The sequence below is a fragment of the Mycobacterium montefiorense genome (assembly GCF_025823255.1).
In the GTDB taxonomy this organism is placed as follows: domain Bacteria; phylum Actinomycetota; class Actinomycetes; order Mycobacteriales; family Mycobacteriaceae; genus Mycobacterium; species Mycobacterium montefiorense.
In genome coordinates, this window is the sequence record NZ_JACKVL010000017.1 from 87102 (window position 1) to 113719 (window position 26618).

Below are 26618 nucleotides of genomic sequence, written 5' to 3' on the forward strand. Positions count from 1 at the left end.
ACGGGGGCTAACTGCGCTTGGTCGCAGTGACTACACGCGTTGCAAACCAGGGGCCACCGAACCACATGCGCCAACCGGCGTTGCGGTGTCGCACGTCATCGAAACCCAGGTCGCGCAAATGTGCGGCGTGGCGGCTGGTTTCCCATAGGTCGGCGATCGCGAGGCGGCCACCCGGGCGCAGCACCCGAATCGCTTCGTCCAAGGCCTTTCGCCGGCCCTGCGAGCTCGCAATGTTGTGGATGGCCAGGTTGCTGACGACGGCGTCCACGCTCTCGTCGGCCAACGGCAGCGCGGTCATGTCGGCGGTGTGCACCTCGATGCGGTCGGCGACGTTTTCCAGCTCCGCGTTGGACAGCGTTGCCTGCTGCGAGTTTTGGGTCTGGTCGGCACGCCAGAGATCGACGCCTATCGCACGGCCCCGCGGCAACCGTTTGGCCGCGGCGCACAACACCGCCCCGCGGCCACATCCGAGGTCGAGCACGGTTTCGTCGCCTTGCAGCCCCAGCTCATCGAGGATCCGGTTCCACGCCACGAACTTGCCCCGCCTGGTCGCATAGATGTAGGAAGCGGTCGTCGCGAGAAGCTCGGCCGCCCCGGCCGCCCCGGCCGCGCCGAGCGCTGCCGCCACCCGATTACCACGGGCCAGGGCAACGCCGGCACCGGCCAATAAGACGGCGGAGATGCCTGCCACCCCGGCCACCTGCGCCCCGGCCGAGACGGTGTGGAACGAACCGTCGTACCCGTATTCGCCTTTGTGCTCGCGCGCCACGTCTGCCACTTTCTCGCTCTTCACCAGTGTCCGCGGTGGACGACTTCGTCGAACGGGCGCCGGTCCGGCTTGCGGATTGGCGTGAGCGGACGATCGGCTGGATACCCGACGCCGAGCATAAAGGCCACCAGGTAGCCGTCCGGGACGCCCAGGATCGCGCGCGCCTTCTGCTGATCACCCACCGACGAATGGCCGGTGCCGATTCCCAGGTCGGTCGCCGCGATCATCATCGCCATCGTCGCCTGGCCGACGTCGTAGTTGTCGGTCACCAGCCGGCGATCGTCCGGTGGAACCGGTACCACCAAAACGATCGCGGCCGGCGCCGACGCGATATGACCGGCGCCGCGCCAAACCGTCGATAGCTCCTGCAGCGCAGCCGCGTCGGTGACGATCACAAAGTCCCACGGCTGGCGATTTTTCGCCGACGGCGCCCGCCATCCGGCCTCGGTGATCCGGTTCAGATCGTCCTCTGACACCGGTTGTGGCTGGTATTGCCGGACGTTGCGCCGAGCACAGATCGCATCCCAGGTTTCCAATCTCGTCCCTCTCTCGTCGGCGCCGGCCGTCGCGAATGCTGGTGTGTCTTGCCCTTTCTCAGGTTAGCCATACCGGATTCGTCAAGGCGACCATCGCGCCGAGCCGACCCCGCCGCCTGTCACGTACTTCGAGTCGGGCAAAGCGCGCCGACGCGGCGTCAAGCTCCCATTGCAGCCGGGTGCGCACCGAGGCCACCGGCGCTCGCCCCGCACAGCCGGCCGCGGTGACCAGGGTCGCGATGGTGCCGGGAGCTCCGCTGATCACGGCGGTGACCGTCACCGCCGTCTTGGGCGCCACCCGCAACTGCTGCCCGGGTCCGGCCACGTCGCCGTTCGGGCTGGACGCGGTCAGCTCGCACGCGACTTCGCGGGATCCCACGATGTAGGAGCGGCCGCGGCGCAGCCCGTCGACGATTGCGGTGATCGACAGCTCGGCCGCGTGTACTGCCGTCTGCGGCGCGCCGACCGGCTGGCGTTTGGCGTGCGAGTCGCTGCCGCCGACCGCGACCATGCGCCGGCCCTGGCGCAACAGTCGTTGCCAAATACGAAGGGACAGCTCATCATCGACGTTCCACCGGCCGTTCCACACCTCCAGCGCGTCCACGTCGGCGAATCCGAATTCCCACGCCGATCCCGGCAGTGGCGCGGCAGGATGGGCCGCGACCACCAGGCCGCCGGCTTGGCGAACCTCGGCGGCGAAGCGGGGAAACACGCAGTCGCGCGGCCCGTATCGCCAATCGACCCAGGCGCGCGGGGGCAAGCCGACGGCGAGCCAGTGGCCGTGGCGGGTGGTCACCTCCTCGCCCGGGATCACCAACAGTGATCCGGTGCGGCAGCCGGGCCAGACCCGGTTGGCGGAGGTGGTGTTGTGCTCGGTGGAGACGATGAAGTCGAGCCCAGCAGCGTGCGCGGCGGACACCAGTTCACCGGGATCGCGCTCACCGTCGGAGTGAACCGTATGCAGATGCAGATCACCGCGATACCAGCGCGCACCGCCGACCGAGGCGGGCGTGAACGCGATCGACGCTGAGTCCCGCGCGACCGGCGGCCCGTTTTGGGCGGCAGGCGGCTCGGTGTCCAGTGTGACCCGCACCTGCCACGCCATCCCCCACGGGCTCAGCACCACCGGGCCCAGCGCCACCTCCCACACCCCCGGCTCGACGGGGCCGGCCAGGTAGCCGGGCGTGGCATAAGCGGGCGAGATCACAAAGCCGTCGCGGGCCCCGCCGGACCAGCCCCGGAACCCGGCCACATTGCCCAGGCCGTAGCCGGCAGAGCTAAACATCCCTAGATCCAACACATTTCGTGCCAGACCGCCAACCCCGACGTCGTGGGAGGTGGCGACCCGAATTTGTTGCACACCCCGCGGCACATCAAACGGCAGGTAAGCCCACCGGTAGATACCAAAACCAAACCGTCCCGAAAACGCTATCTCGATGACTTTGCCGTCGCGTTGCCCGGTGATCGCACCGGGCCCGACCCTGACGATGCTCACGGCTTGTCTCCCGTCGGCCCGTAACCATTCCGACGACGGCGTCGGGTTGCGCCCACAGCATTCGCCATGAAGGTCTAACCACCCGTTACATCGACACGAACGCCCGCCGTCGGGGCGCTGATGACTCCGTGGCAACACCCGGTGCGCGAGAATCGCGGTCAGCATGATCGACAATTCCTCACCGGCATCCCGGCGACGCCATATCGTGCGGCTCGTCGTGTTCGCCGGCTTGCTACTCGGTATGTTCTACCTGGTCGCCATCGCGCGGGTCATCGACATCGAAACCGTGCGGCGCGCCGTGTCGGCGACCGGTCCGGCCGCGCCGCTGGCCTACGTCGTGGTGTCGGCCGTCCTGGGCGCATTGTTCGTGCCGGGCTCGATCCTGGCCGCGGGCAGCGGCCTTTTGTTCGGCCCGGTGCTCGGCATCTTCGTGACGCTCTGCGCCGCGATGGGGACCGCGATCGTCGCGAGCGGGGTCGGCCGCCGGGCGAGCCGGGGCAGCGCGCGGGCTCTGCTGGGAAAGCAACGCGCGCAGCGCATCGATGCGCTGATCGAACGTCGCGGTTTGTACGCGGTCGTTGGCCAGCGGTTCATTCCCGGCCTGTCGGATGCGCTCGCCTCCTACGCGTTCGGGGCGTTCGGAGTTCCGTTGTGGCAGATAGCTATTGGTTCGTTCATCGGCTCGATGCCGCGTGCATTCGCCTACACCGCGCTGGGTGCCTCGATCGCGAATAAGTCGTCGGCGCTGGCATATTCGGCAATCGCGGTGTGGTGCGTGACCGCCCTCGCCGGCGCGTTCGCCGCGCGACACGGATATCGGAAATGGCGCGGGCACGCCGCCCAGGACGGGGATGACGGTATCCCCGATTCGGATCGGGGAGCCGGGACGTGCTGAGGAACCCGGCTGAGGCTTCACTGCGCCGGTGCCAGCATCTCCTTCCACCCGTCTTCGCCGGTGTGCCTGGAGTTCTCAACGGAATACACTTCGCCGTCTGGGCCTACGACCAACCCGCTCTGCACGTCGTAAATCGACCCCTGCGCCGCGCTGGGCGTGTAGCTGCACGGGTTGGGTTGCTGCCCATTGCACTGGACAGTGCCTGACCCCGGTCTCTGCAGGGGGTCGCTGACCGGGGGCGGTGTGCCCGGCACCCGATCCGCGGGCAGCGGGTTCTGCCCATTGTTGACCGACGGCGCCGGGATCACCTGCCCCGGTTTGACCGGCTGATCACAACGCGCGGCCGGCGCAGGACAGGTGAGGAGCTGATTCGGGTCGCCGTACCAGGGGTTGGTCCCGAGCGGCACATAGGGCTCGCTGCTACGGCACTCCCGCGGGGTCGCCGCGCGCTTGCCGGGCACGTCCGGACACGGGTAATTGCGTGCTCCGCGAACCGCATTCTGCGCATCCATCGGAATCTTGCAGTAGGTGCCGCTCGGCAGCTGCGCGGTGGTGGTGTCGGCCGGTGCCCGCCATTCCGATGCCGACATGAAGCCGGTCAGGCACGGTGGTGGTTGGTTGAGTGACAAGGCACCGATTCCGAGCGCCGCCTGGCCGGGAAATTCCGAGGTAACCGACTGGGCGATCGCGCCGGACTGCGGCAAGAACACCAACGCCTGCTCGACCCCGCTGTGGTAGCGCTTGAGCATGTCGATCACGACTTCGAGATTGGCCAGCGTCTGCGGCAGCGACTCTCGCACGTCGCCGAAGGTGGCACCGACTTGTTCGGCGGTCGGCGCCGCGTTGGCCAGGATGCGACGAATCACTTGATCCTGCTGCGCGGTCTGCGCGGTCAGGGAGCGCAGGTTGGCGGACCAGTGCGCGATGTCGTCACCGGAATTGACCTGGCTGTCGAGGATGGGAGCCGAATGCTCGATGATCTCGTCGACATCGTCGATGCTGCCCTTGAAGTCGTGGCTGATCGCCTGGGTGGCGTCGACCAGACGACGAAGTGACGGCCCCAGCCCGCCGAGCGCCTCTGACGCCTCGTGCAGCAATGACGCCACCTTCTCCTTGGGCAGCACCGCCAATCCGCGGTTGGCGGCGTCAAGCGCAGGGCCAATCTGGCTGGGGACCGTGGCTTTGGTGATCGTCTGGTTGTTGTGAAAATACGGACCGCCGGTGCGGGTCGACACCAGGTCGATGTACTGCTCGCCGATCGCCGACACCGAGTGCACATTGGCCGACGCATCGGTCGGGATCTGGTAGCCCTCGTCGATGCTCATCATCGCTCGGGCGCCCCGCTCGGTGGGCTCCACGTTGGTCACCGTGCCTATCGTGATGCCGCGATACGTGACGTTGGCGGTTCGGTACAGGCCCCCGGACCGCGGCAATTCGGCGTACAACGTGTATCGATCGATCCCGGCAAGGCTGGGTAGCCGCAGGAAGTACCAACCGAGGACCACCACGGCGATGACCGAGAACACCACCAACAACACCAGCTGGGTTTTGATGAAGCGAGTCAACACTTCTCACTCACCCCTTTCCACCAGCGGTCCTCCCGGGGCATCGTTCGGGTTCGGCGTATAGCGGACATCCGGGATCATGGTGGCCGGATCCCGTCCCCACGCCTGTTCGAGCGCCCGCAATGCCCCGGAAAGCCCCGTTCCGCTCAGCGCCGCGTTATCGAGGGTGCTGAGCGTCAAGTCGATCGCGGCCGACACGTTGACAAAGTCGCCGCGAATCACCTTCGAGACGCCGTCGATGTTGAACGGCGCCGTAAGGCCCAACCTCAACGCGTCGACCACATACGGCGAGGCCAGACCCAATTGTTTGAGCGGTCGCTGCAAGGACTGCAGGTTCTGCCGAAGGTCGGGCCGGCTATCTGACAGCGCTCGATTGGCGACGTCGCTGAATCGCCCCAGCGATTCGGTGGCGTCGGCGAACAATTCGCGCGTGTCGGCGAAGTGCCGGATCAGCGGCGGGATGTCGGTGAGCACCTGATCCAGCGTGTCGTTGTGGTTCGCGACGATGGTCAGCAGTTGATTGGTCGAATCGATTGCGCGGGTGAGGTCGCCGCTCCGCCGGTTCAGCTCGGTGATGAATGTGTCTAGCCGCCCGAGGAATTCGTGCACCTGATCGACGTGGCCGTCCAGGATTTTCAAGATCTCGGTTTGAATCACGTCGAGGTTCGTGATGCCTCCGCCGGTGAGGATGACCGCGATGCTGGCCAATGTCCGTTCGACGGTGGGATAGGCCGAGGAGTTCATCAGTCCGATGGTGTCACCGGTCTTCAACAGTTGCGGTGACGGGTTTTTCGGCGCGGCAAGCTCGACGTGCTGCGTGCCCAGCAGGCTGGTCTGACCAATCTTCGCGGTTGCGTTCACCGGAAGCTTCACGGCCGGATCGAGATCCAGCGTCAGGGTCGCTATCCAGTTCTTCAGCCTGATGTCACGCACGGTTCCGACCCATACGTCAGCCACGCGCACCCGGCTATTAGTGTTGAGCGCCAACGTGTCCGGCATCTGCACGTAGATCGTCAGGTGATTGGGACCCGCGCCACGGCCGATCGGCAACGGCACGTTGGCGATGCCACGCCAGTTACACGAAGTCAATACCAGCGCGACCAGTAAGAACACGAGTCCGCGGCGACCGGCGCCGACAGTCAGCCGCATCACCGCCCTCACCGGCCCGCCTCCGCCTGTGCGGGACGCGGAAACCACTGCGGTGGAGGCGGATTGGACTCATCAAAGGCATTCGGCGGTCCGGGAAGATTGGTCCCCGGCGGCGGGGCCGCGATGTCCGGACCACCCATCAGCTCGGCCAACGATTCCGGGGTCAGCATGTTCGCAGTAAACGGCTGAACCGCAGTGCCCTGCATCCCGCGCGCGACGACCCAGCCCGGCTCGTGGTTGCCGTGCGAAAACGGTGTGTCCCGCGAGAAGATCCCGGGGACGGTGGTGTCCTTGTATCCGGGCGGCGGGTGCAGCCGCTCCTCCGAGTAAGCCACCTCTTTGGGCAGAGCGGCCGCCGAGCTGAAAGGGTTCGCGCTGAACGGCAGGTAATTGAACTTGATGGCGTCCAGAACCGGCGCCAGGTATTGCGCGCACAGCTCGGCGGAATCCTGATAACCCAGTCGGCTGCCCGCCTGGACCGCGCTGCAGATGAACTGCATGGGATTCGCGAAGTTCGGGAACACGAAGGTTCCCACCAGCGCACTGTGCGCCGGGTAGTAGATGTTGTTGAAGTTGGCCGCAAAGGTTGGCAGCACGTGTAGCGCGGTTTCCAGACCGTCCCGCGGCTCAGGTTGCAGCAGGGCGGTGGTCGCGTCGGCAAGGTTGTCGACGTCGTGAGCCACCGTCGACCTGTTGTCGTTCAAGAATTTTCGCGCGATGGTAAGGACATCGTCGACCCGTGTGGCCGTGTCGGCTACGTCATGGTCAGACTTGGCGAACCAGTCGGTGAAATGGGCCAGGTCGTCGTTGAGCGCGATGAACTGTTGATCGTTGCGATACAGCGCGCTGATGAACTGCGCCAGGCTTCGAGTGATCGAGACGAAATCCCCGCGGCCCTCGTTCAGCGCCGTCAACGCCTCCGACAAGCTGTTCAGCGTGTCGTGAACCTGCTTCCCCTTGCAGGCCAAGTTGTCCGCGGCCGAATCGATGAGCTCGCCGAACGGCCCCTTGGGTTGCTCCGCCGTCGGCCCGAGCTGGCGCAGGATCCCATTGATGGACTCGCGCAGCTGATCCCACTCGACCGGCACCTGGGTGCGCTCGATCGGGATCACTGCGCCGTCGCTGAGCACCGGCCCGTCGATATAAGGCGGCGACAATTGGATGGTCCGCGAGGCCACCAGGCTGGGGTTGAGGATCGACGCGGTGGCGTTGGCGGGCACCTTGTACTTGGTGCTGTAGTGAAAGGTGACTCGCATCCTGTCGCCGGCCGGCTCGATCTTGTCGATCGCACCGACCCGTACACCCATGATCTGAACTTTGTCGCCGGGGTACAGCGCGAGGGCCTCGGAAAAATAGGCAACAACGGTGGTGCTGGTCAGTTTGCGGTATAGCTGCACTCCAACGACGAGCGCGGCCATCGCCGACACCACAACCACCACTGCGACGAGCATTGCCTTGCGGGAGACGTTCGGCAGGTGAATATTGCGGATGTCGAAGATGGTGCTCATTGGTTGCTACCTCCGGTCCCGCTGGGTGTGATCAACGGGGCAGGCAGCTGCGGCCCGGGTCCCGGTGGTGCTGCCGGGCCCGGCGGCAGGCCCGGCGCGAACGTCGACGGTGGCGGCGGGCCGGCCGGTCCGAGCGGTTCGGTGCGTGCACCCGGAGGCGCGTTGGCCGGTACCGGCACCGGTGTGCCCGGAACGCCCGGCGGGGTCTGTCCCGGCCGCCCGGCGATCGGGATGCCCGGCGCCGGCGGTAGGCCGTTCGAGTCGGACGGCGACGCCGCAACGTCAAGCGGTGCCGGGAAGCCGGGGCCACCGAACGGGCCGATGGCGGCACCTGCGCACGGCAACGGATTGTCGGGCCGGGGCAAGGCGCCCGCGGCCGGCGTGTAGGAACACAGTGATCCGGGCGGGACGGCCGGCCCGGGATGCTCCGGGGAGCCCTCCAGCACCGGCGGCGCCGGCGGCGGCGCGCCATTGGGCAACCGAGTGCCATTGGGGTCTGGGAAGCGGAACTCGGGCAGCCCCGCGCTGCGCCAGAAGTTCTCCGGATCAATGCCCCGCTTCTTGAACGCCGCGTCAATCCACGGCTGAATGATCTGATAGGGCAGCAGATTCACCACGATCGCCTTGAAGTACGGCCCGGAAGCGACGGCTTCCGCGAGGGACGCGGTGTACCTGCTGAGCAGGATCAGCACATCACCCAGGTCCTTCTTGCGCTTGACCAACTCGTCGCTGACGGTACTCAGCTGCGCCAGCACATGGTTGAGGTTGGGGTTCTCCTTGGACAGGCCAGACACCTGAGCTGATACGTCCGACACGTTGCTCAGCAGAATGCTCAGCGCCTGGCTGCGTTGCCTGAATGCGGCCAGCAGGGTGTCGGCGTTGACCAGCAGCCCGTTGAACGGTTCGCTGCGGTTGCCGAGTACGCGCGCGACCTTGTTGGCATTCGCCAGCAGTTGCTTGAGCTGCTCCCCGCGCTGGCCGATCGTGTCCGAGAATTTCGTGACGCCGTCGAGGGCGGCGCTCAGATGCGGAGCGGTCTGATCGAAGGTCTCCGACAGCACCTTCAGCGAGCGTTTGGTCGCCTCGATGTCCCAGCCCGTGGCCGCCTTGGTGGCATCGACGAACGCGTCGTAGACCTGGTATGGCGTATTGGTCTGTGCCAGCGCAAGAAACCCGTTGGGCCGCAACGGATCTGAATCACGCGGTTCGATCTCCATATTCTTGCGGCCGAGAATGGTGTCGGTGCGAATCGCCACACGGCTTTCCTTCCCGATCATCCGGCCGACCAACGAGAATCCGATCGCGACCTTGTTGCCGCGAATCGCCAGCGAGCGCACCAGACCGACTTGTACCCCAGCGATTTCCACCTTGTCGCCCGTGTTGATGCCGCCAGTGTCGGCGAATTCCGCATAGTAGGTTGGGGTGGCGAACAGCATCGGCACGCTGGTAAAGCTCTGCCCCACACCAATTACCAGCAGCGTAACCACCACACCCATCAGCCCGACCCGGCCCCGGTTGAATTCCGTCAGCGTTCTCATTGCGGCGTGCACCTGCCCGTGGGCTGACCGAAGAGCTTGATGGTGCGTACCGGCCCGCCCGGCTGTAATCCGTTGACTTTCAGCGAGAGGTCGCACAGGTAGAAGTTGAAGAAGTCGCCGTAGGTGCCGCCGGAACGGCCGATGATCCGATAGGCCTCCGGCAGCTTGCCCAATACATGATCGAGAGTCGGCAGATCGTGTATGAGCGACTGCTGAATGTCCTCGAGATGTCCGAAAGTGCTGTGCAGCAACGGCCGATCCTCGCCCAACAGGTCGGCCAGCGTACCTGCCGCGTTGCTGATATGGGCCACGGCCGCGGCCAACGGATCGGCCCTGTTCTTCAGCGCGGTGATCAGCACCTCCAGCTTGTCGACGGTTCCATCGAACTCCTTCTCGTGCTTGACAGTGGTTGCCAGCACGGTATTCAGGTTGGTGATGATCTCGCCTATCGCCTGGTCGCGGTCAACCAATGTTGCAGTGAGCGAAGCGGTTTGGTCGAGAATGTCGTTGATGGTGCCGCCCTGACCCTGGAACACGGTGATGATCGAGGAAGCTATCCTGTTCACCTTGTCGGGATCTAAGGCCTTCAAGAGCGGGCGGAACCCACCGATCAAAGCGTCGAGATCCAAGGCCGGTTGGGTGTGCTCGAGCGGGATCCTGCCGCCCGGGGCCAGCCGCTGACCGCTGTCACCACGCCTGAGCTCCAGGTAACGGTCGCCGATGAGGTTGAGGTAGCGGATCGACGCGGTCGTCGCCTTGTCGAGCTCAAGCGAGTTCTCCACGGCGAACTCCACCAACACCCGCTTGTCGCCGTCGATCAGCGTGACCTTGGAGACCTTGCCGACCTCCACCCCCGAAGCGCGGACAAACTGGCCCTCTCGTAGCCCGCTGACATGGGTGAACACCGCCGAATACCCGGTGGTGCGGTCGAAGCGTACTTGGCCGAACACGACGATGATCAGCACGGTGAACACCAACAGGACCAACCACAACATTCCGAGTTTGACTGCCGTGCCAGTGATTCTCATGGGTTGATCGTGTTCTCCCCGGATTGGCGTCCCCAGACGTATTCAGCGAACATCGGCTGGCCAAGCCCGAAGTGGTTGTACGGCGCGAGGCTGGCTCCGGTGTCCATTACGAGATACGGCGCCGGCCATAAATCCCGGGTGATGGTCTGCCAGCAACCCGGTCGCCCGCCGGGTCCCCCGTGAGCGTTCACACGCGGCAGATTGTCGGGATAGACATAGGGGTTGGGCGCCGGCAGGATTGATCCGGCCGCCGCCAGCGAATAGCCGTTCCCGCCAACGGCATTCAGGATCAGGGGCGCCGCGTCGTGAAAGTTGCGGATCGTGCAGAACAGTGCGGGACTATAGGTGTCAAGCAGCGCCGCGGTCGGCACCAGGTCGGCGGCGCCGCGCACCAGATACGGCCCGCCGCGGGTGAAGATGTCTTCGCCTGTCTTGCCCACACCCACCGCCGCCAACAATGCGGCATCCAGATCGCTCTGCTGCCGGGTGAGTGTGCGCGCGGTGGTCACCGCATTCTGCAAAAAGGCCCACAAGTCCGGCGATGCACGGACATAGGTTTCGCCGAGATCGGCCAATCCACGCACGTCGTGGCCGAACTCTGACATTCGCGGATTCAACTGCGCCAGAATCTGATTGCCATTGACGATCGAATCCCCGAAGTTGCTGCCCAGTCCGTCCAGGGCCTGGGCCAGCGCGGACAACGTGGCGTTGACCTCGATCGGATCCACCTTCTCGGCGAGAGAGGTGATCGTCTCGAACAGCGTGTTGAACTCGGTGGTCACCGAGCGCACGTCAATCACGTCATGCGGCGAGATCCGGCGCTGCTGCGGGTTTTCCGGCGAGACCAGCGACACATATTTGTTTCCGAACAGGGTGGCTGCCTCGATGGTGGCTTCCACGTTGGCCGGAATCAGCTTGATGTACTCCGGATTTACCTGCAGCACCAGTTTCGCCGCCGGGCTGCGGTCCCGTTCGATCTCCGAGATGCTGGCCACCCGACCGATCGCCACCCCGTTGAAGGTGACTTTCGCTCCCGGTTCCATCACCAGGCCCGCCCGCGCGGCGACGATGGTCAGCTCGGTCCTCGGCGTGAAGTCTCCCCGAAATTGCATGTACACCAATGTGAGAACGATCGCGCTGACCAGAAGTAAGACCATGCCCTCGACGTAGAGCACGACGCGTCGGGTATTGCGCGTCAATTCCGCGGCCATGGCGGTTACACCGTGAGGTTGAAGTTCGGGTCGACGCCGTACAGCGCCAACTGGGCCAGCAAGACGACGACCACCACCGAGACCAGCGAGAAACGCATCGATCGGCCGACTGCCTGGCCGACGCCGACGGGGCCACCGCTGGCGGTGTACCCGTAGTAGCAATGGGTGATCATCACCACCACCGCGATCGTGACGACCTCGGCGACCGACCAAAAACGTCCTCAGTACGCAGGAAGGTACGAAAGTAGTGCTCGTAGGTACCGTTCGACTGTCCGTAGAGCACGGTGGTGACGAGCTGGCCCGAGGTGAAGGCCATGTCGAGAGCCAGCGCGTACAGCGGCCCGATCACCACCAGCCCGCCCAGGATCCGGGTGGAGACCAGATACGAGATCGACTTGATGCCCATGACTTCCAGGGCGTCGATCTCCTCGCTGATCCGCATCGCACCCAACTGGGCGGTGGCACCCGCGCCGACCGTGGCGGCCAGCGCGACACCGGAGACGATGGGCGCGGCGACGCGTGTATTAGCCAGTGCGGCAAAGAATCCGGTGAACGCCTCGACACCGATGTTGCCCAGCGAGGCGAAGCCCTGGATGGCGATCAACGAACTGCCGGATAGCGTCACAAACCCGATGATGGCGACCGTGCCGCCGATCACGGCCATCGCGCCGGTGCCCATGCCGATCTCGGCGATGAGTCGCAGCGTCTCGGTGCGGTAGCGGTGCAGCGCCCACCCAATCTGCGTGACGCTGATCCGCGTGAACCTCGCGAAAATCCCAATCCGCTCGAGCCTTCGGACCGCGCCGCCACCGTAGTGGTTGAGGTTGGAACTAGTGCGCGGGTAGCGGGCGCGCAGCACGGCGAAGGTCGACATGTCAGCGCCCCGTCCCGAACCGCACGCCGATCGTGGTCAGAACCACGTTGACCGCAAAGAGCGCGATCACGCACAACACCAGCGTCTCGTTGACGGCGGTGCCCACGCCTTTGGGACCGCCCTTGGTGGTAAGCCCGCGATAACAGCCGACCAGGCCGGCGATCATCCCGAAGATGGCCGACTTGATCACCGAGATGACCACTTCGGGCAAGCCGGTGACCAGGGTGAGTGTGCCGACATAGGCGCCGGCCGAAACGTGTTGGATGAAGACACCGAAGACGAAACCGCCTACCAGGCCAATGGTTATCACCGCGCCGTTGAGCAGTGCGGCGACGATGGTCGCGGCGACGACGCGGGGCACGACCAGCCGGTGGATGGGGTCGATGCCGAGCACCTCCATCGCGTCGATCTCCTCACGGATGGTCCGAGCGCCCAGGTCGGCGCAGATGGCTGTCGCCCCGGCGCCGGCGATCACCAGCACGGTGGTCAGCGGGCCCAACTGGGTGACCGCGCCCAGCGCCGCGCCCGCGCCGGAGATGTCGGCAGCGCCGAACTCGGCCAGCAGGATGTTGAGCGTGAAGATGATGAGCACTGTCAACGGAATCGAGACCGCCAGGGTTGGCAGCAACGAAACGTTCGTGATGAACCAGCCCTGCTCGATCACCTCACCCCACTGGAAGGGCCGTCGAAACAGCGCCTTGCCGGTCAAGACGCACATCTGACAGAAGCCGCCGACCGCGTCAATCCCGGGCTGGATCTGACCGCGGAGATAAGTGGCGATCACGGTGTGGGTGCTCATCGCCGCCTCCCCGGGCGGTCGAGAGCGGCCAGCATCGCGGTGTTGGCGAGTTCGAGCAAGTCGTTGGCGGCTTTCCTCGCCCCGACGGCATCGCCGGCGCAGATCGCATCGGCCAATTTCCGGTAGGCGTCCGGGCGTTTGACCTCAGCGGTTATCCCGCCGGCCAGGGCAGCCAGCGCCGGCTCATATGCGGCGCGAAAGGCGTTGTACATCAACCGAAATACGATTGAGCTGGTGCTATCGACCACCTGATCCCAGAACTTGAGGGAGTGGCGTTGCCACACGATGGGATCGCGTTCGGTCCCGAGATCGCGCAGCGAATCCTCGAACAAGCCGGCCAATTCAGGCCCATGCCGTTCAGCCGCCAGTTCGGCAACCTTCGGGCCGATACGCAGCCGGGCCTCGAGCACGCTGCGGACTACGGAGATGTCGAGCTCGTCCTTGCGTAATACCAACCGGGGCAGCAGGTCCAGGCCCGCGTGCCGGCGGAAGTCACGCACGGTAGTGACGTCGCCGTGGCGAACCTCGACGAGGCCAGCCGCCGAAAGCCGCTTGAGACCCTCGCGAACGGCCGGTCGGGACACCCCAAGAACTTCTGCCAAGCGGCGCTCGCTGGGGAGTGCCTCACCGGGCTGCATCTCCCCGCTAAGTACATCGGCCGCGATCTGCTCGAAGACCTCTTCGGGCACCGATCGGCGGATCACCGGCTGCAGCGCCATGCGCAAGAGCATTCTCGGCCATAGGTCAGACGTCAAGTGGTCAGACCACTGGCGTGTCGCGCAGCCCACGCCGTCCATCCGGGATCGGTGTTTGCCCGGGGCGCTAATTCCCCGTCCGCTGCGCGGCGACGAACAGGTTGCCGGGGACGTCGTTCTCGACCTCTTCCACCGGCCTGCGGCCATAGCCGGCCATCAGTTCCAGCGAAGGCGTCACCGTCACGTCCCAGCCGTGGCGACCGAACCAGGCACCCACGTCTTCGCGCTCTTCGAAGTACCACAATTCGTCGGTGCTGGGGACCTCGCGCTGCAGGTCCGCTTTGGCGAACGCCGCGCGGACGCGATCCATCCGCGCCTTCCGGCGCGTCCGGGCTTCGGGGTCGAGGAACTTCGGCCCCAGCGCCTCCACACCGATCCGGCTGCCGGTGACGGTCAGGCCCTGAACGCGTTCGAACAGCAGCTCCTGGGCTGCGGCCGGCAGATATGGCATCAGCCCCTCGGCCGACCAGACGCTGGGTGCTGAGGCGTCAAAACCGGCCTCGCGCAAGGCCTTCGGCCAGTCCTGGCGCAAGTCCACCGGGACGGCGACCCGGTTGCAGGCGGGTTGCGCCCCATGGTCGGCCAACGTCGACGCTTTGAAATCGAGCACCCTGGGCTGGTCGAGCTCGTACACCGTAGTGCCGTCCGGCCACGGCAACCGCCAGGACCGCGAGTCCAGGCCGGCCGCCAGAATCACCGCCTGGGAGATGCCCGCGTTCGTCGCGTCCAGAAAGAACGCGTCGAAAAAGGCGGTCCGGGAAGCCATATAGCCGACCATCGCCTGCATCTGCTGCGCCAAATTGGGCTCGGTCTCGAGGAGCTCGGCGGGCAGCTGCGCAGCGGAGTACCAATTCCACACCCCGTCACCGGCCGCGTCGAGGAAGACGCGGGCAAACGGATCGCGGATCAGCGGATTTTCGCTCTCGGTCTCCGCCGCTCGGGACGCCGCGACGCCCAGCGCCGTCGCCCCCACGCTCTCGGTGATCTCCCAGCTGTCGTTCTCGGTCCTGGCCACGCTCACGTCCTCCCGGTTGACGCACACTTTGGGCGACCTTACGTGAGCGAACTGTCCGCACGCTGTGTCCATCGGCGGCGTCCGGCTACCGTTTACCCGCAGGTAAACAAGCTGTCCACCAGGTTCATGCGCGCTTGCCCGCAGGTATCCGGTTAAGTTGTCGGCGGGCCGCTCACAGCGGCGCACGGGCCCAGGGATTTCGAAGGATCACGGTCATGCGAGTTGACGGGCGCGAGATCAGCGTTTCGGGCAGCTTGCTGCAACCGGTGAATCGGCGGACCAATGACATTCTGCGGTTGATCCTGGCCACAGCGTTTCTTGCGACGGTGATCACCGGCTCGCTGGTCACCCGCACCCGCTGGATTCGGCTGGAGAAATCCGTCTCCCAGATTGTCGGGGTCTTGTCGCCCACGCAATCGGACGTGGTCTACCTGCTATACGGCTTCGCGATTCTGGCGCTGCCATTCGTGATCCTGATCGGCCTGATTGTCGCCCGACAGTGGAAACTGTTGGGCGCCTACGGGGCCGCCGCGATTCTCGCGGCACTCCCCTTGTCGATCAGCAGCAACCGCCTGGCGGCACCCCGCTGGCACTTCGATGTCTCGGACCGGCTGAGCACGCTACCCGCGCAGTTCCTCGACGACCCGCGCTGGATCGCGATGCTGGCCGCGGTGCTGACGGTTTCCGGCCCCTGGCTTCCCGCGCGCTGGCGACACTGGTGGTGGGCGCTGCTGCTCGCCTTCGTGCCGATCCACCTCGTCATCAGCGCCATCGTCCCGGCCCGCTCGCTGGTGGGGCTGGCGGTGGGCTGGTTCGTCGGCGCCCTGGTGGTGCTGGCCGTCGGTACACCCGCGCTGGAAGTGCCGCTGGTGGCCGCGGTCCGTGCGATGGCCAAGCGAGGATTCGTCGTCTCACGGCTGATGGTGATCCGGCCCGCCGGACCCGGTCCGCTTGTGCTGTCGACCGATTCCGGCGATCCCGATTCGACGGCAGCGATCGAGTTGTACGGCCCGCACCAACGCAGTGGCGGCGCGCTGCGCGAGCTGTGGCGCAAGCTGCGGCTGCGTGATGCCGAGACCGCTCCCCTACAGGCCTCGATGCGTCGCGCCGTCGAGCATCGCGCGTTGATGGCCATCGCCATCGGTGAGGTGGGCGTGGCCAACACCTCGACGATTGCCTTCGCGGCGTTGGACCGGGGATGGACGCTCTACGCCCACAGGCCCGTTCGGGGGATCCCGCTCGACGAGTGCACAAAGACGACACCGGTCGCGCGGGTATGGGAATCGCTGGGAAAGCTGCACGACTTTCAGATCTCGCACGGCGACCTGCGCAGCCACGAGATCACCGTCGACGACGGCACGGTGCTCTTCGGTGGGTTCGGCAACGCCGAATACGGCGCCACCGAAGCACAACTGCAATCCGACCTGGCCCAGCTGCTGGTGACCACCTCAGCGCTGTACGACGCGAAGTCGGCGGTTCGGGCGGCCATCGATACGTTCGGCAAAGACAACATCTTGACCGCCTCGCGTCGGCTCACCAAATCCGCTGTGCCCAAACGGGTCCGCAAGTCGGTAGGCGACGCGTCCGCTGTCATCTCGGCCGCCCGGGCCGAAGTCAAAGCCCAAACGGGTGCGGATCAGATCGAGAAGGAAACCATCACCCGATTCACCCGTAGTCAGGTCGTTCAGCTGGTCCTGCTCGGCGCGCTGGTCTATGTCGCGTACCCGTTCATCAGCACCGTGCCGACATTCTTTTCCGAGCTCAGGACGGCGAACTGGTGGTGGGCAGTATTGGGTGCGTTCATTTCTGCCTCGACGTATGTGGGTGCGGCGGCGGCGTTGTGGGCGTGCACCGACGGGACGGTGAACTTCTGGAAGCTGTCAATAGCCCAGGTAGCCAACACCTTTGCCGCCACCACGACCCCGGCCGGCGTCGGCGGGCTGGCACTGAGCACCCGGATCTTGCAGAAGAGCGGTCTGTCCGTCATGCGGGCCACCGCCGCGGTGGCGCTGCAGCAATCGGTACAGGTGATCATGCACCTGCTATTGCTGATTTTGTTCAGCACCGTGGCGGGCGCGTCGATGGACCTTTCGCATTTCGTTCCCGATGCCACGGTGCTCTACCTGATCGCGGGTGTGGCGCTGGGCATTGTTGGCACATTTCTGTTCGTGCCCACGCTCCGTGGCTGGCTGGCGACGGCGGTGCGCCCGCGGCTGCAGGAAGTGGCCAAGGACCTCATCGAGCTGGTCCGTGAACCCAGGCGACTCGCGCTGATCGTACTTGGTTGTGCCGGAACGACTCTCGGTGCGGCGCTGGCGCTGTGGTCCAGCGTCCAGGCTTTCGGCGGCGGCGCCACATTCGTCACCTGCACGGTGGTGACGATGGTCGGCGGCACCCTGGCCTCGGCCGCGCCGACGCCCGGCGGCGTGGGTGCCGTCGAAGCGGCGCTGATCGGTGGGTTGGCCGCGTTCGGGGTGCCCGCCGCTGTCGGCGTGCCATCGGTGCTGCTGTATCGGGTGCTCACCTGCTGGCTGCCGGTCTTCATCGGCTGGCCGGTGATGCGCTGGCTCGCCGACAACGACATGGTCTAGCCGGTCGACCGCTACTCAACTAGCAACTTTTCTCCGACAATGTCGGCTAGTCTCATTTCGCGGGGCTGGCGCTGGTGCTAGCCCAATTTCCGGGAGAATTGATCGATGAAACACTTCACCGCAGCAACCATTGTCGTGGCTCTGAGTCTGGCGGTCGTGGGTTGCGGCTCGGGCGGCAAGTCAGAAACCAAGACATCAACATCGACAAGCACCTCGACGTCGACAACGACGACCACGACGACCACCAGCGCGACACCGGGCGCACACGCCAACAAGTCCATCGCCGACTATGTCGTCGAGAACAAGATCACCGAAACCCCGGTGCACCGCGGCGACCCCGGCCCCACCATCAACCTGCCGGTGCCCCCGGGCTGGCAGATCGCGCAGAACAGCGCCGCGTCCTACGGCGCCATCGTCCAGTCGCAGCCCGCCAATCCCGCTGATCCGCCCACCATCGTGGCGATTTTCTCGAAGCTCACCGGTAACGTCGACCCGGCGAAGATCCTCCACTACGCCCCGGGCGAGCTGCAGAATCTCCCCGGCTACGAGGGCTCCAAGGGCAATGCGTCCACGCTCGGCGGGTTTCAGGCTTGGCAGCTAGGTGGCACGTACACCAGGGACGGCAAGACGCGCGCCATCGCACAGAAGACAGTGGTGATCCCGAGCCAGGACGGGGTGTACGTGTTGCAGTTCAACGCCGATTCGCTGCAGAGCGATCACGACCCGTTGAATGAGGCCACCAACGTGATCGACGACCAGACCACCATTACCCCCTGACAGCAGCCGGATCGCGCCGCGGAGACGACCACGCTCCGCGGCGCGCTGTCTGCATGCCCTTAAGGTGGGGCGATGCCACGAAGCCGGCTCGCTATCGCCGCGGCCGCTATGTTGATCGCCTGCGGCTGCCAGAGTCCGAACCACAGCCCGGGCACTCCAGCGGCCGGCCCGCCCCCGATTCCCAACCGTCTCTGCAACGACGTGCACGGAGTGTGGGACGCCAAGGTCGGACAGTGCAGATTGAGCAAGAACGTCAACGGCGCCCACCTCGAAGTGACCGCCGCGTACCCCGTCGACCTCGTCGACACCCCGCCGGCCGGCCCGGTCCTGACACCCTTCGTCCGGAAATTCTTCACCGATCACGGCGAAACGGACGCCAACGGAACCGGCAACGCCAACATCACGTCGCAGGTTCTCACGAATGCATCGACCACGAAAACTGTGGTATTCCAGTCTGATTGGTATTTCAGCAGCATGCCCCACCCCAATGCCGAGATCACCACGTTCACCTTCGACTCGAACCGTCAGCTGCAGCTCGCCGACCTGCTGTGCCCCGGCGTGGATCCGTTGAAGGCGATCCCGCCCATCGCGCATCCCTTTGTGCAGCAGGCCCTGAGCGGGTCGCCGTTCCAGGTCGAGCAGTTCGAACCCGACCGCGCCGAGGGCGAGCTGGCCGACAGCTACCAGGCCTGGGCGCTGGACCGTGACAACCTGATCCTCTATATGCCTGCGGGTCGTGGCCCCGGCGGCGTGTCACCAGGTTCGGTAGCACCCAGTGTTCCGCTGGCCCGGCTCGCGCCGATCCTGCGCGGAAAAGGCTGCTCACCGTAGCGATTGGCCTTACGGTGGGTGCATGGCAGAACAGTCGTATGCGATCGACGCCGGGCACCCACCGTCGGCCCTGCTCAAACTCGTCAACCCGATGCTGGGTTTCCTGCTGCGCACCCCGCTGGCCGGCTCCGCCCGCAAGCAGCTCATGGTGTTGAGCTTCACCGGCCGAAAGACGGGGCGCCCGTTCACACTTCCGGTGAGCGCCCATGTGATCGGCAGCGATCTGTATGCGCTCACCGGTGCTCCGTGGAAGCAGAACTTTCGCGGTGGCGCGCCCGCCCAGGTCATTTACGACGGCAAGACGACCGCGATGCGCGGCGAGCTCATCCGGGACCGCGCTATCGTTTCCGATCTCTACAAGCGCTGCGCCGACTCGTATGGCCTGCGACGCGCCCAAACGATGATCGGGTTGAAATTCCGCGACCAGCGGATCCCGACGTTGGAGGAGTTCGGCGAGGCGGTCGACCGCATGCACCTCGGCGCTGTCCGACTGACCCCGGCCGAGTAATAGCTACGCCGGCCCCGCGCCCGTGCCCGCGCGGGTTCGGGTGATCACCGGCTGCTCGAACCCAGCATCGGTCACCGCATGTCGCACCGCCTCGCCAACCGCCTCGGCCTCGCCGGTTGGCACCAGGGCGATCACACAACCCCCGAAGCCGCCGCCGGTCATCCGCGCGCCCAGGGCACCCGCGCGCACCGCGGTGTCGGCGATCAGGTCGATGTGGCCGATGGTGATCTCGAAATCGTCACGCATGGACGCGTGCGAGGCGGTCATGATCTGGCCGGCCGCGGTGAAGTCCGAATCCCGTAGCGTGCCAACAAAATCAAGTACCCGCCGGTTCTCGGTCAATACGTGACGGGCCCGACGGACATCGACCGGATCGGTCACCGCCGCTAAGACGGCGGGTCCGCGGTCTTGAACCTCGCGCAGTGACGACACCTCGAGCTCGGCGGCCGCCCGCTCGCACGACGCACGCCGGGCCGCATAGTCGCCGCCCGCATGCCGATGCCGCGCCCGGGAGTCGATCAGAAGCAGCGCGACGCCGCATGCGTCCGGGTCGAAGGCCACCGGCTCGACGGTGACATCGCGAAAGTCGATCAGCAGCGCGGTCGACGGCGCCCCGAAAAGTGCAGACAATTGATCGAGCAAACCCGTTGGGGCACCGACATATTCATTCTCAGCACGCTGAGCCAGCCGGGCCTGCTCTTTTGCGTCGATGCGCACACCGGCGGCCGACGCGATCGCCCCCAGTGCCGCGCATTCCAACGCCGCGGAGGAAGACAGCCCGGACCCCAGCTCCACCTCGCTGGTGATCGACATCGCGCCGCCGGGCACCGGGTGGCCGGCCTGGCGCAGCGTCCACATCACCCCGGCCACGTAACTCGCCCAACCATCCAGGTCCCCGGGAGCGGTGCTCAGCGGTATGCGCACGGCTCCGTCCGCGCGGTCGCTGCTCACCGTGATCGCATCGCCACGGTCGGGGGTAAAGGTCACCACCGTGCGCTGCGGAAGCGCGATCGGCAGCGCGAACCCGAGGTTGTAATCGGTGTGCTCCCCGATCAGATTGATCCGCCCCGGCGCCGCGTAGCGAATAGTCATCTGAGTTCGGCCAGTCGCTGGGCCACGCTTTCGGGCGTGACGTCGGTGATGAAGGCGTCCATCGCCGATTCGGAGGCCGCCAGGTACTTCAGCTTGGTGGCGCTGCGCCGGATCGACATCAACTCGACGTGGAAGTAGCCGTCAGCCTGAACCTCGGTATCGGCGTATTGGTGCAGCGCCGAAATATAGGGCAGCGGACCCGAATACATCCGGTCGAACCGACCCAACATGTCGAGATAGAGCTGCGCGAACGCGTCCAGCTCGTCCTCCGTTAACTCAACAAGGTTGCGCACGAACCGGTTCGGGTAAATGTGCACCTCGACCGGCCAGCGCGCCGCGAACGGGACAAACGCCGTGAACAGCTCGGTGCGCGCTACGATACGACTACCGTCGGCGATCTCGTGGGCCAGCAGATCGGCAAAGAGGTTGCCGCCGTGACGCATTCGATGCTCGCGCACCTGTGCCAGCATCGCGGCGGTGCGCGGCGTCAAATAAGGGTAGCCGTAGATCTGACCATGCGGATGGGCCAGCGTCACCCCGATTTCCTCGCCGCGATTCTCGAAACAGAACACCTGCTCGATGCCCGGGGTGCCCATCAGGTCGGCGGTGCGGTGCCGCCATGCCTCGACCACCAGCCGCGCATGCGCGGGTTCCAACCCCGAAAACGACCCGGTGTGGTTGCTGGAAAAACAGATCACCTCGGTCCGGCCATTTCCGGGCGCGAAGACAAACCCGTCGGCTTCGGGCGCGCCCATCGGCTGACCGGCACCGGACAGGCTTGGGAACCGGTTCTCGAAAACGACGACGTCGTAGTCGGGCGCGGGTACCTCGCTGGTCAACCCGGTCGGACCCGGGCACAGCGGGCACAGGTCGGCGGGCGGCTTGTAGGTGCGGTCTTGTCGCAGCGCCGCGATGATCACCCACTGTCCGGTCGACCGGTCGAACCGCAACTGCGACTGACCTCCGGCACGCTCCGGCAATGGCCTGCGATCGGCGACCGGCACCGGACGGTGCCCGGGCAACGCGAAGAACAACAGGTCACGGCCATCGGCCAGCTTCGCCCGCGTCGGCGCTGTCACGACCTCGAAGACTAGCCTGGTCCGCAGCGCTCACGCAGTAGCGCTGCGGATAGGAGAGCAAAAAGAGAGGTGGTGGCGGGTGTCGGGTGGGCGCGGGGCGAACGAGCGCGACCTTCGCGATACCCGCCGAGACGATGTGGATTTGAGCGCCGGTAGGGGTCTCGGCGCCTCCGCGACGGTGCTCTATGGGCGGGCGCGAAACTGGTGGTTCGGCTCCGACCCCGGACTGTTGCGACTGCGAATGGCGACTCGGACAACGACCGCGCTGGCCTGCTCGCTCACCATCCTCTTCGTACTGACCCGCGCGACCGGACAGCCGTTGACCGTCGCATTGCTGGGCGTCGTCATCACGATGATCGCGTCCCGATCCGTCAACGAACCTGACTCGCGCCAGCAGCGAATCACGATGGCGCTGATGCCATTACCCGCCGCACTGTCCATCATTGCCGCCGCGGCGCTCGCGCCGTACCAGTTGGCCGCCGATACCGTCTTCGTGATTGTCGTCTTCACCGCGGTGTACATTCGTCGCTTCGGCCCCCGCGGCAGAGCACTCGGAATGGTCGCGTTCATGGCCTATTTCTTCACTTTGTATCTGCGAGCAAGCCTTTCAGAGTTGCCGTGGATGATCGGCGCTGTCGTCGTCGGAACGGTGTGCACGTTCGTGATGACCACCTACGCACTGCCCGATCATCCAGAACGCGTGCTACGCGCCACGATTCGTGCGCTGAGGGCGCGAATGGCGATCGTCGTCGACACCACGGCGGACGCGGTTCGCACCGGGCGACTCGACGAACGGCGACAGCGCCAAATGCGGGCCCGCACGATTCGGCTCAACGAGACCGCCCTGATGGTGCAGAGCCAGATCGAAGACAAGGCCGATCCCGCCGTGCTGTGGCCCGGGGTGACCAGCCAACAGCTGGCTCCGTGGTTGTTCGACGCGGAACTGGCCATCGAGTGGGTCGCCAACGCCGGACGGCAAGCGGCATTGGTCGTGACGGAGAATCCCACCGCCATCGGCTCCGGCACCCGTCTGGAACTCGCCGGGGTGCTCACCGAGCTGGCCCGAGCGATCCGGATTCCGTCGCTCGACGGGCTTGCGCAGGCCGCGAGTCAGGCCCAACGGATCCTTGACCATCAGCCAACGCCCACCGCCGACGACGACCCCGGGCAAGCGGCAATACGCCGCCTTGCGCTGGCAATCATCAACGCCGCCACTGCAACTGCTGAAGTCCGGTCAATCATCGATCACGCCACCGGCAAGGCCGCTGAAAGCATCGAGGACGCTAAGCCTGCGGAGCCCGAGCAGGCGTACCCGGAAGACGACGACAGTGCCGATGCCAAGCAAGCCGGCGGGCTGTCGCAGACCACTCGGCAAGCCATTCAGGTGACGATCGCCGCGTCGCTGGCCATCGTCACCGGCGAGCTGGTGTCGCCCGCCCGTTGGTTTTGGGCGGTCATCGCCGCGTTCGTGATCTTTGCCGGCACCAACTCCTGGGGTGAAACCCTGACCAAAGGCTGGCAGCGAATGCTGGGCACCATCCTCGGCGTGCCCTGCGGCATGCTGGCGGCCACGCTGTTCGCCGGCGACAAGACCGCCTCGCTGGCGGCGATTTTCGTCTGCCTGTTCTGCGCGTTCTATTTCATGACGATCACCTACAGCCTGATGACCTTCTGGATCACCACGATGCTGGCGCTGCTCTACGGCTTGATGGGCCAATTCTCGTTCGGTGTACTGATGTTGCGCATCGAAGAGACCGCGATCGGCGCCGTGATCGGAGTTACCGTGGCGATCCTGGTGTTGCCGACGAACACCAGAACCGCCATCCGCGACGACACCCTCGCCTTCTTGAAGGCGTTGACCGCACTGATCGAGATCTCCACCGCGACGATGTTCGGCGAGGACGAAGCCGTCAGCCCGACCGAGCAAGCGCGCCAGCTCGACCGAAACCTGCAGCAGTTCCGGATCACCGCCAAGCCGCTCTTGGCAGGAGTTGCCGGTCTGGCTGGACGCCGCAGCATTCGCCGGGGCTTGCGCATCTTCACCGCCTGCGACCGCTACGGGCGAAGCCTGGCCCGCAGCAGCGAGCGCTACCGGAATCCCGTCGGCTCACAACAGCTGGCCGTCGAAATGGGCAACGCGTTCACCACGGCCGCCGAGCAAACTCGGCGCAACATCGACGCGCTGGTCACCCTCGTCGACGGGGCCGGCCCGGTGACCGTCAACTCCACGACCGACGCGCTCGACGCCGCCGAGGCCCTGGCCCGCCATCGCGACGACGAGGCCGGGCCGCCTCCCGACGCCAGGCGATTCCTCACCGCGGTGCACGCGCTTCGCCAGATCGAACGGGCCGTCATCACCGCGGCAACAAACCTCGGCGCGCACGACACCCAGAAGGTAGCTAGCCAGCCGGCGCACTGAGCACTACCGGGAGCCAGGGTCTCGCGCAGGACCCGCCGACTTGGCAAACTCTAGCTACCCCAGGAAAGGCGTCAGCGCATGCACATCTCCGGCAACACCATCTTCATTCCCGGCTCGACCAGCGGGATCGGGTTGGCGCTCGCTCTGCGCCTGCAGGCCAAGGGCAACACCGTCATCGTCGGGGGCCGCAGAACCGAGTTGCTGCACAAGATCGCCACCGAGCATCCCGGTCTCGACACCGTGCAGATCGATACCGCCGACGCCGCGAGCGTGCGCTCGGCCGCCGACGAGGTGCTGGCGCGCCACCGGAACCTCAACGTTGTGATCGCAGTCGCGGGCATCATGAAAATCGAGGACTGGCATCACCCCGACACGTTCCTGGAGTCCGCCGAATCGACGATCGTCACCAACGTACTGGGCCCCATCCGACTGATCGCGGCGTTCGTCGAGCATCTGCAAAAGCAGCCGGCAGCTACCCTTATCACAGTCTCGTCAGGCCTGGCCTTCGCGCCGCTGCGGGCCACCCCCAGCTACAACGCCTCCAAAGCCGCCATTCACATGCTCAGCGAGTCGCTGCGGCTGCAGCTGGCCGACACAGGCGTCGAGGTCAAAGAACTCGTGCCGCCGTCCGTGCAAACCGATCTGGCTCCCGGACAACGGGATAACCCCGCCGCGATGCCCCTCGACGAGTTTCTCGACGAGGTGATGCTGCTGCTGGAAAACGAACCCAACAACAACGAGATTCAGGTGGAGCGGGTGAAGTTCCTGCGCTACGGCGAGGCCCGCGGCGACCAGGACAAGGTGATCGCGGCGCTCAACGCCAGCGACCCGCACGGCAAGTAGCCGACATTTGCTCTTTTATGTATGCCCAGCCGTGTCTAAGCGCTAGCATCTGCTCACCACCCGCAATCCCCGAGGAGCGCATCCATCGCCGCTGTCAACCTCCCGCCGGGGTTCGACTTCACCGATCCCGACATCTACGCCCACCGGTTACCGGTGCAGGAGTTGGCGGAACTGCGCCGGGCGGCGCCGATCTGGTGGAATGAGCAGCCGCTCGATCAGGGCGGGTTCTCCGACGGCGGCTACTGGATGGTCACCAAGCACCGCGACATCCGCGAGGTGTCGCTGCGCAGCGACATCTTCTCGTCCGCAACGAAATCCATCGTGCCGCGCTACCGGGAGGATCAGGCGCAGGGGCAGATCGAAGCCGGCCGGGCATCGATGATCATGATGGACGACCCCGCACACAGCCGTCTACGCAAGATCGTCGCCCGCGGCTTCACCCCGCGAGCCGTCGAGCGGCTACGCGCCGACCTCAACGAGCGCGCGCGCCAGATCGCCCAGCACGCCGCGGAGCAACGCTCGGGAGACTTCGTCCTTCAGGTGGCCTGCGAGTTGCCGCTGCAGGCCATCGCCGGCCTGCTCGGGGTGCCGGCGGAGGACCGCGGCAAGCTGTTCGACTGGTCCAACAAGATGATCGGAAGCGACGACCCGGAGTTCGCCGACTACGACGCACTCACCTCAGCGGGCGAATTAATGTGGTACGCAATGCAATTAGCGGCCCGCAAAGCCGAAGATCCGGGTGACGATATCGTGTCGACGCTGGTGGCGGCCGGCGCCGACGGCGACGGACTCTCCGAGGCGGAGTTCGGCATGTTCGTGGTGACGCTCGGCATCGCCGGCAACGAGACGACTCGCAACTCGATCACGCAGGGGATGATGGCCTTCACCGACCACCCCGAGCAATGGGAGCTGTTCAAGACGCAGCGACCCAAGACCGCGGCCGACGAGATCATCCGGTGGGCCACTCCGATCACGGCATTCCAGCGCACCGCGCTGGCCGACACCGAGCTTGGTGGCGTCGCGATCACCAAGGGTCAGCGGGTGGTGATGTTCTACCGCTCGGCCAATTTCGACGAAGAGGTATTCGGCGATCCATATGCATTCAACGTCATGCGCAGCCCCAACCCGCACCTCGGATTCGGTGGCACCGGTGCGCACTACTGCATCGGCGCCAACCTGGCTCGCATGACGATCGACATCATGTTCAACGCAATCGCCGACCACATGCCCGACCTGGCTTCCGCCGGAGACCCGCAGCGGCTGCGCTCACCGTTCATCAACGGCATCAAACACTGGCAGGTCGACTACCAGCGCAGCTGACCTGTCACCTAGCGGCGCAGT

22 protein-coding genes and 1 pseudogene are annotated in these 26618 nt (G+C 65.6%); 8 read left to right on the top strand and 15 right to left on the bottom strand.

The window, feature by feature from the left end; translation table 11 throughout:
• Positions 1-7 precede the first annotated feature (7 nt).
• Genes H7K34_RS20290 through H7K34_RS20300 form a run of 3 tightly spaced genes read right to left on the bottom strand, consistent with a single transcriptional unit; the run spans position 8 to position 2800 of the window.
• On the bottom strand, positions 8-778 hold the full coding sequence (locus tag H7K34_RS20290) for a class I SAM-dependent methyltransferase (protein ID WP_264063872.1): 771 nt from the start codon (positions 776-778) through the stop codon (positions 8-10).
• 11 nt (positions 779-789) lie between these two features.
• Positions 790-1305 carry a nitroreductase family protein gene (locus H7K34_RS20295; protein WP_264063873.1) on the bottom strand — a complete coding sequence of 172 codons (516 nt, stop codon included), beginning with the start codon at positions 1303-1305 and terminating at the stop codon, positions 790-792.
• A 58-nt stretch (positions 1306-1363) separates the two neighbouring features.
• On the bottom strand, positions 1364-2800 hold the full coding sequence (locus H7K34_RS20300) for a CehA/McbA family metallohydrolase (RefSeq protein WP_264063874.1): 1437 nt from the start codon (positions 2798-2800) through the stop codon (positions 1364-1366).
• Positions 2801-2963: 163 nt separating this feature from the next.
• On the opposite strand from H7K34_RS20300, the gene H7K34_RS20305 reads away from it, so the two are divergent.
• Positions 2964-3695, top strand: a complete 732-nt coding sequence (locus tag H7K34_RS20305; RefSeq protein ID WP_264063875.1) for a TVP38/TMEM64 family protein — start codon at positions 2964-2966, stop codon at positions 3693-3695.
• 17 nt (positions 3696-3712) lie between these two features.
• Here H7K34_RS20305 and H7K34_RS20310 read toward each other — a convergent pair whose 3' ends face one another.
• The 10 genes and pseudogenes from H7K34_RS20310 to H7K34_RS20355 form a co-directional block, all read right to left on the bottom strand.
• Complete coding sequence (locus H7K34_RS20310) at positions 3713-5263, bottom strand: MCE family protein (RefSeq protein ID WP_264063876.1); 1551 nt, start codon at positions 5261-5263, stop codon at positions 3713-3715.
• A gap of 3 nt (positions 5264-5266) precedes the next feature.
• The gene (locus tag H7K34_RS20315; protein WP_264064806.1) at positions 5267-6409 is read right to left on the bottom strand and encodes a virulence factor Mce family protein; all 1143 of its coding nucleotides are present in this window, start codon (positions 6407-6409) and stop codon (positions 5267-5269) included.
• Between the two features lie 8 nt (positions 6410-6417).
• Positions 6418-7917 carry a virulence factor Mce family protein gene (locus tag H7K34_RS20320; protein WP_264063877.1) on the bottom strand — a complete coding sequence of 500 codons (1500 nt, stop codon included), beginning with the start codon at positions 7915-7917 and terminating at the stop codon, positions 6418-6420.
• Positions 7914-9455 (bottom strand): virulence factor Mce family protein, encoded by a 1542-nt coding sequence (locus H7K34_RS20325; protein WP_264063878.1) that lies wholly within the window; start codon positions 9453-9455, stop codon positions 7914-7916. Before H7K34_RS20325 ends, H7K34_RS20320 begins: the two co-directional genes overlap by 4 nt.
• The gene (locus H7K34_RS20330; protein ID WP_264063879.1) at positions 9452-10483 is read right to left on the bottom strand and encodes an MCE family protein; all 1032 of its coding nucleotides are present in this window, start codon (positions 10481-10483) and stop codon (positions 9452-9454) included. The genes H7K34_RS20325 and H7K34_RS20330 overlap by 4 nt, the downstream gene beginning before the upstream one ends.
• Positions 10480-11694 (bottom strand): MCE family protein, encoded by a 1215-nt coding sequence (locus H7K34_RS20335; RefSeq protein ID WP_264063880.1) that lies wholly within the window; start codon positions 11692-11694, stop codon positions 10480-10482. The genes H7K34_RS20330 and H7K34_RS20335 overlap by 4 nt, the downstream gene beginning before the upstream one ends.
• Positions 11695-11699: 5 nt before the next feature.
• Positions 11700-12568: pseudogene (locus H7K34_RS20340) on the bottom strand (ABC transporter permease).
• A gap of 1 nt (position 12569) precedes the next feature.
• The gene (locus H7K34_RS20345) at positions 12570-13367 is read right to left on the bottom strand and encodes an MlaE family ABC transporter permease (RefSeq protein WP_108926190.1); all 798 of its coding nucleotides are present in this window, start codon (positions 13365-13367) and stop codon (positions 12570-12572) included.
• Positions 13364-14086: a FadR/GntR family transcriptional regulator gene (locus H7K34_RS20350; RefSeq protein WP_264063881.1), complete on the bottom strand. Its 723-nt coding sequence runs from the start codon at positions 14084-14086 to the stop codon at positions 13364-13366. The genes H7K34_RS20345 and H7K34_RS20350 overlap by 4 nt, the downstream gene beginning before the upstream one ends.
• A gap of 103 nt (positions 14087-14189) precedes the next feature.
• Positions 14190-15137 (bottom strand): class I SAM-dependent methyltransferase, encoded by a 948-nt coding sequence (locus tag H7K34_RS20355; RefSeq protein WP_264063882.1) that lies wholly within the window; start codon positions 15135-15137, stop codon positions 14190-14192.
• Between the two features lie 215 nt (positions 15138-15352).
• On the opposite strand from H7K34_RS20355, the gene H7K34_RS20360 reads away from it, so the two are divergent.
• The 4 genes from H7K34_RS20360 to H7K34_RS20375 all read left to right on the top strand — a co-directional run bounded on the left by H7K34_RS20360 (position 15353) and on the right by H7K34_RS20375 (position 19844).
• Positions 15353-17728, top strand: a complete 2376-nt coding sequence (locus H7K34_RS20360; protein WP_264063883.1) for a lysylphosphatidylglycerol synthetase family protein — start codon at positions 15353-15355, stop codon at positions 17726-17728.
• Between the two features lie 105 nt (positions 17729-17833).
• Positions 17834-18505, top strand: a complete 672-nt coding sequence (gene lpqN, locus H7K34_RS20365; protein WP_108926188.1) for an envelope biogenesis lipoprotein LpqN — start codon at positions 17834-17836, stop codon at positions 18503-18505.
• Between the two features lie 72 nt (positions 18506-18577).
• A complete protein-coding gene (locus tag H7K34_RS20370) occupies positions 18578-19336 on the top strand; it encodes a hypothetical protein (protein WP_264063884.1) in 759 nt (252 codons plus the stop codon).
• Positions 19337-19358: 22 nt separating this feature from the next.
• Positions 19359-19844: a hypothetical protein gene (locus H7K34_RS20375; RefSeq protein ID WP_264063885.1), complete on the top strand. Its 486-nt coding sequence runs from the start codon at positions 19359-19361 to the stop codon at positions 19842-19844.
• A 3-nt stretch (positions 19845-19847) separates the two neighbouring features.
• Here the strand turns inward: H7K34_RS20375 and H7K34_RS20380 are convergent, their stop codons facing one another.
• Both H7K34_RS20380 and galT read right to left on the bottom strand, forming a co-directional pair.
• The gene (locus H7K34_RS20380) at positions 19848-20936 is read right to left on the bottom strand and encodes a galactokinase (RefSeq protein ID WP_264063886.1); all 1089 of its coding nucleotides are present in this window, start codon (positions 20934-20936) and stop codon (positions 19848-19850) included.
• Positions 20933-22042, bottom strand: a complete 1110-nt coding sequence (gene galT, locus H7K34_RS20385) for a galactose-1-phosphate uridylyltransferase (protein WP_276059938.1) — start codon at positions 22040-22042, stop codon at positions 20933-20935. Before galT ends, H7K34_RS20380 begins: the two co-directional genes overlap by 4 nt.
• Positions 22043-22256: 214 nt before the next feature.
• On the opposite strand from galT, the gene H7K34_RS20390 reads away from it, so the two are divergent.
• The 3 genes from H7K34_RS20390 to H7K34_RS20400 all read left to right on the top strand — a co-directional run bounded on the left by H7K34_RS20390 (position 22257) and on the right by H7K34_RS20400 (position 26597).
• On the top strand, positions 22257-24434 hold the full coding sequence (locus H7K34_RS20390; protein WP_264064807.1) for an FUSC family protein: 2178 nt from the start codon (positions 22257-22259) through the stop codon (positions 24432-24434).
• Between the two features lie 78 nt (positions 24435-24512).
• Entirely contained in the window at positions 24513-25277 is a 765-nt protein-coding gene (locus H7K34_RS20395) for an SDR family oxidoreductase (RefSeq protein WP_264063888.1), read from the top strand.
• An 84-nt stretch (positions 25278-25361) separates the two neighbouring features.
• Entirely contained in the window at positions 25362-26597 is a 1236-nt protein-coding gene (locus H7K34_RS20400; protein WP_264064808.1) for a cytochrome P450, read from the top strand.
• The last annotated feature ends 21 nt before the right edge of the window (positions 26598-26618 follow it).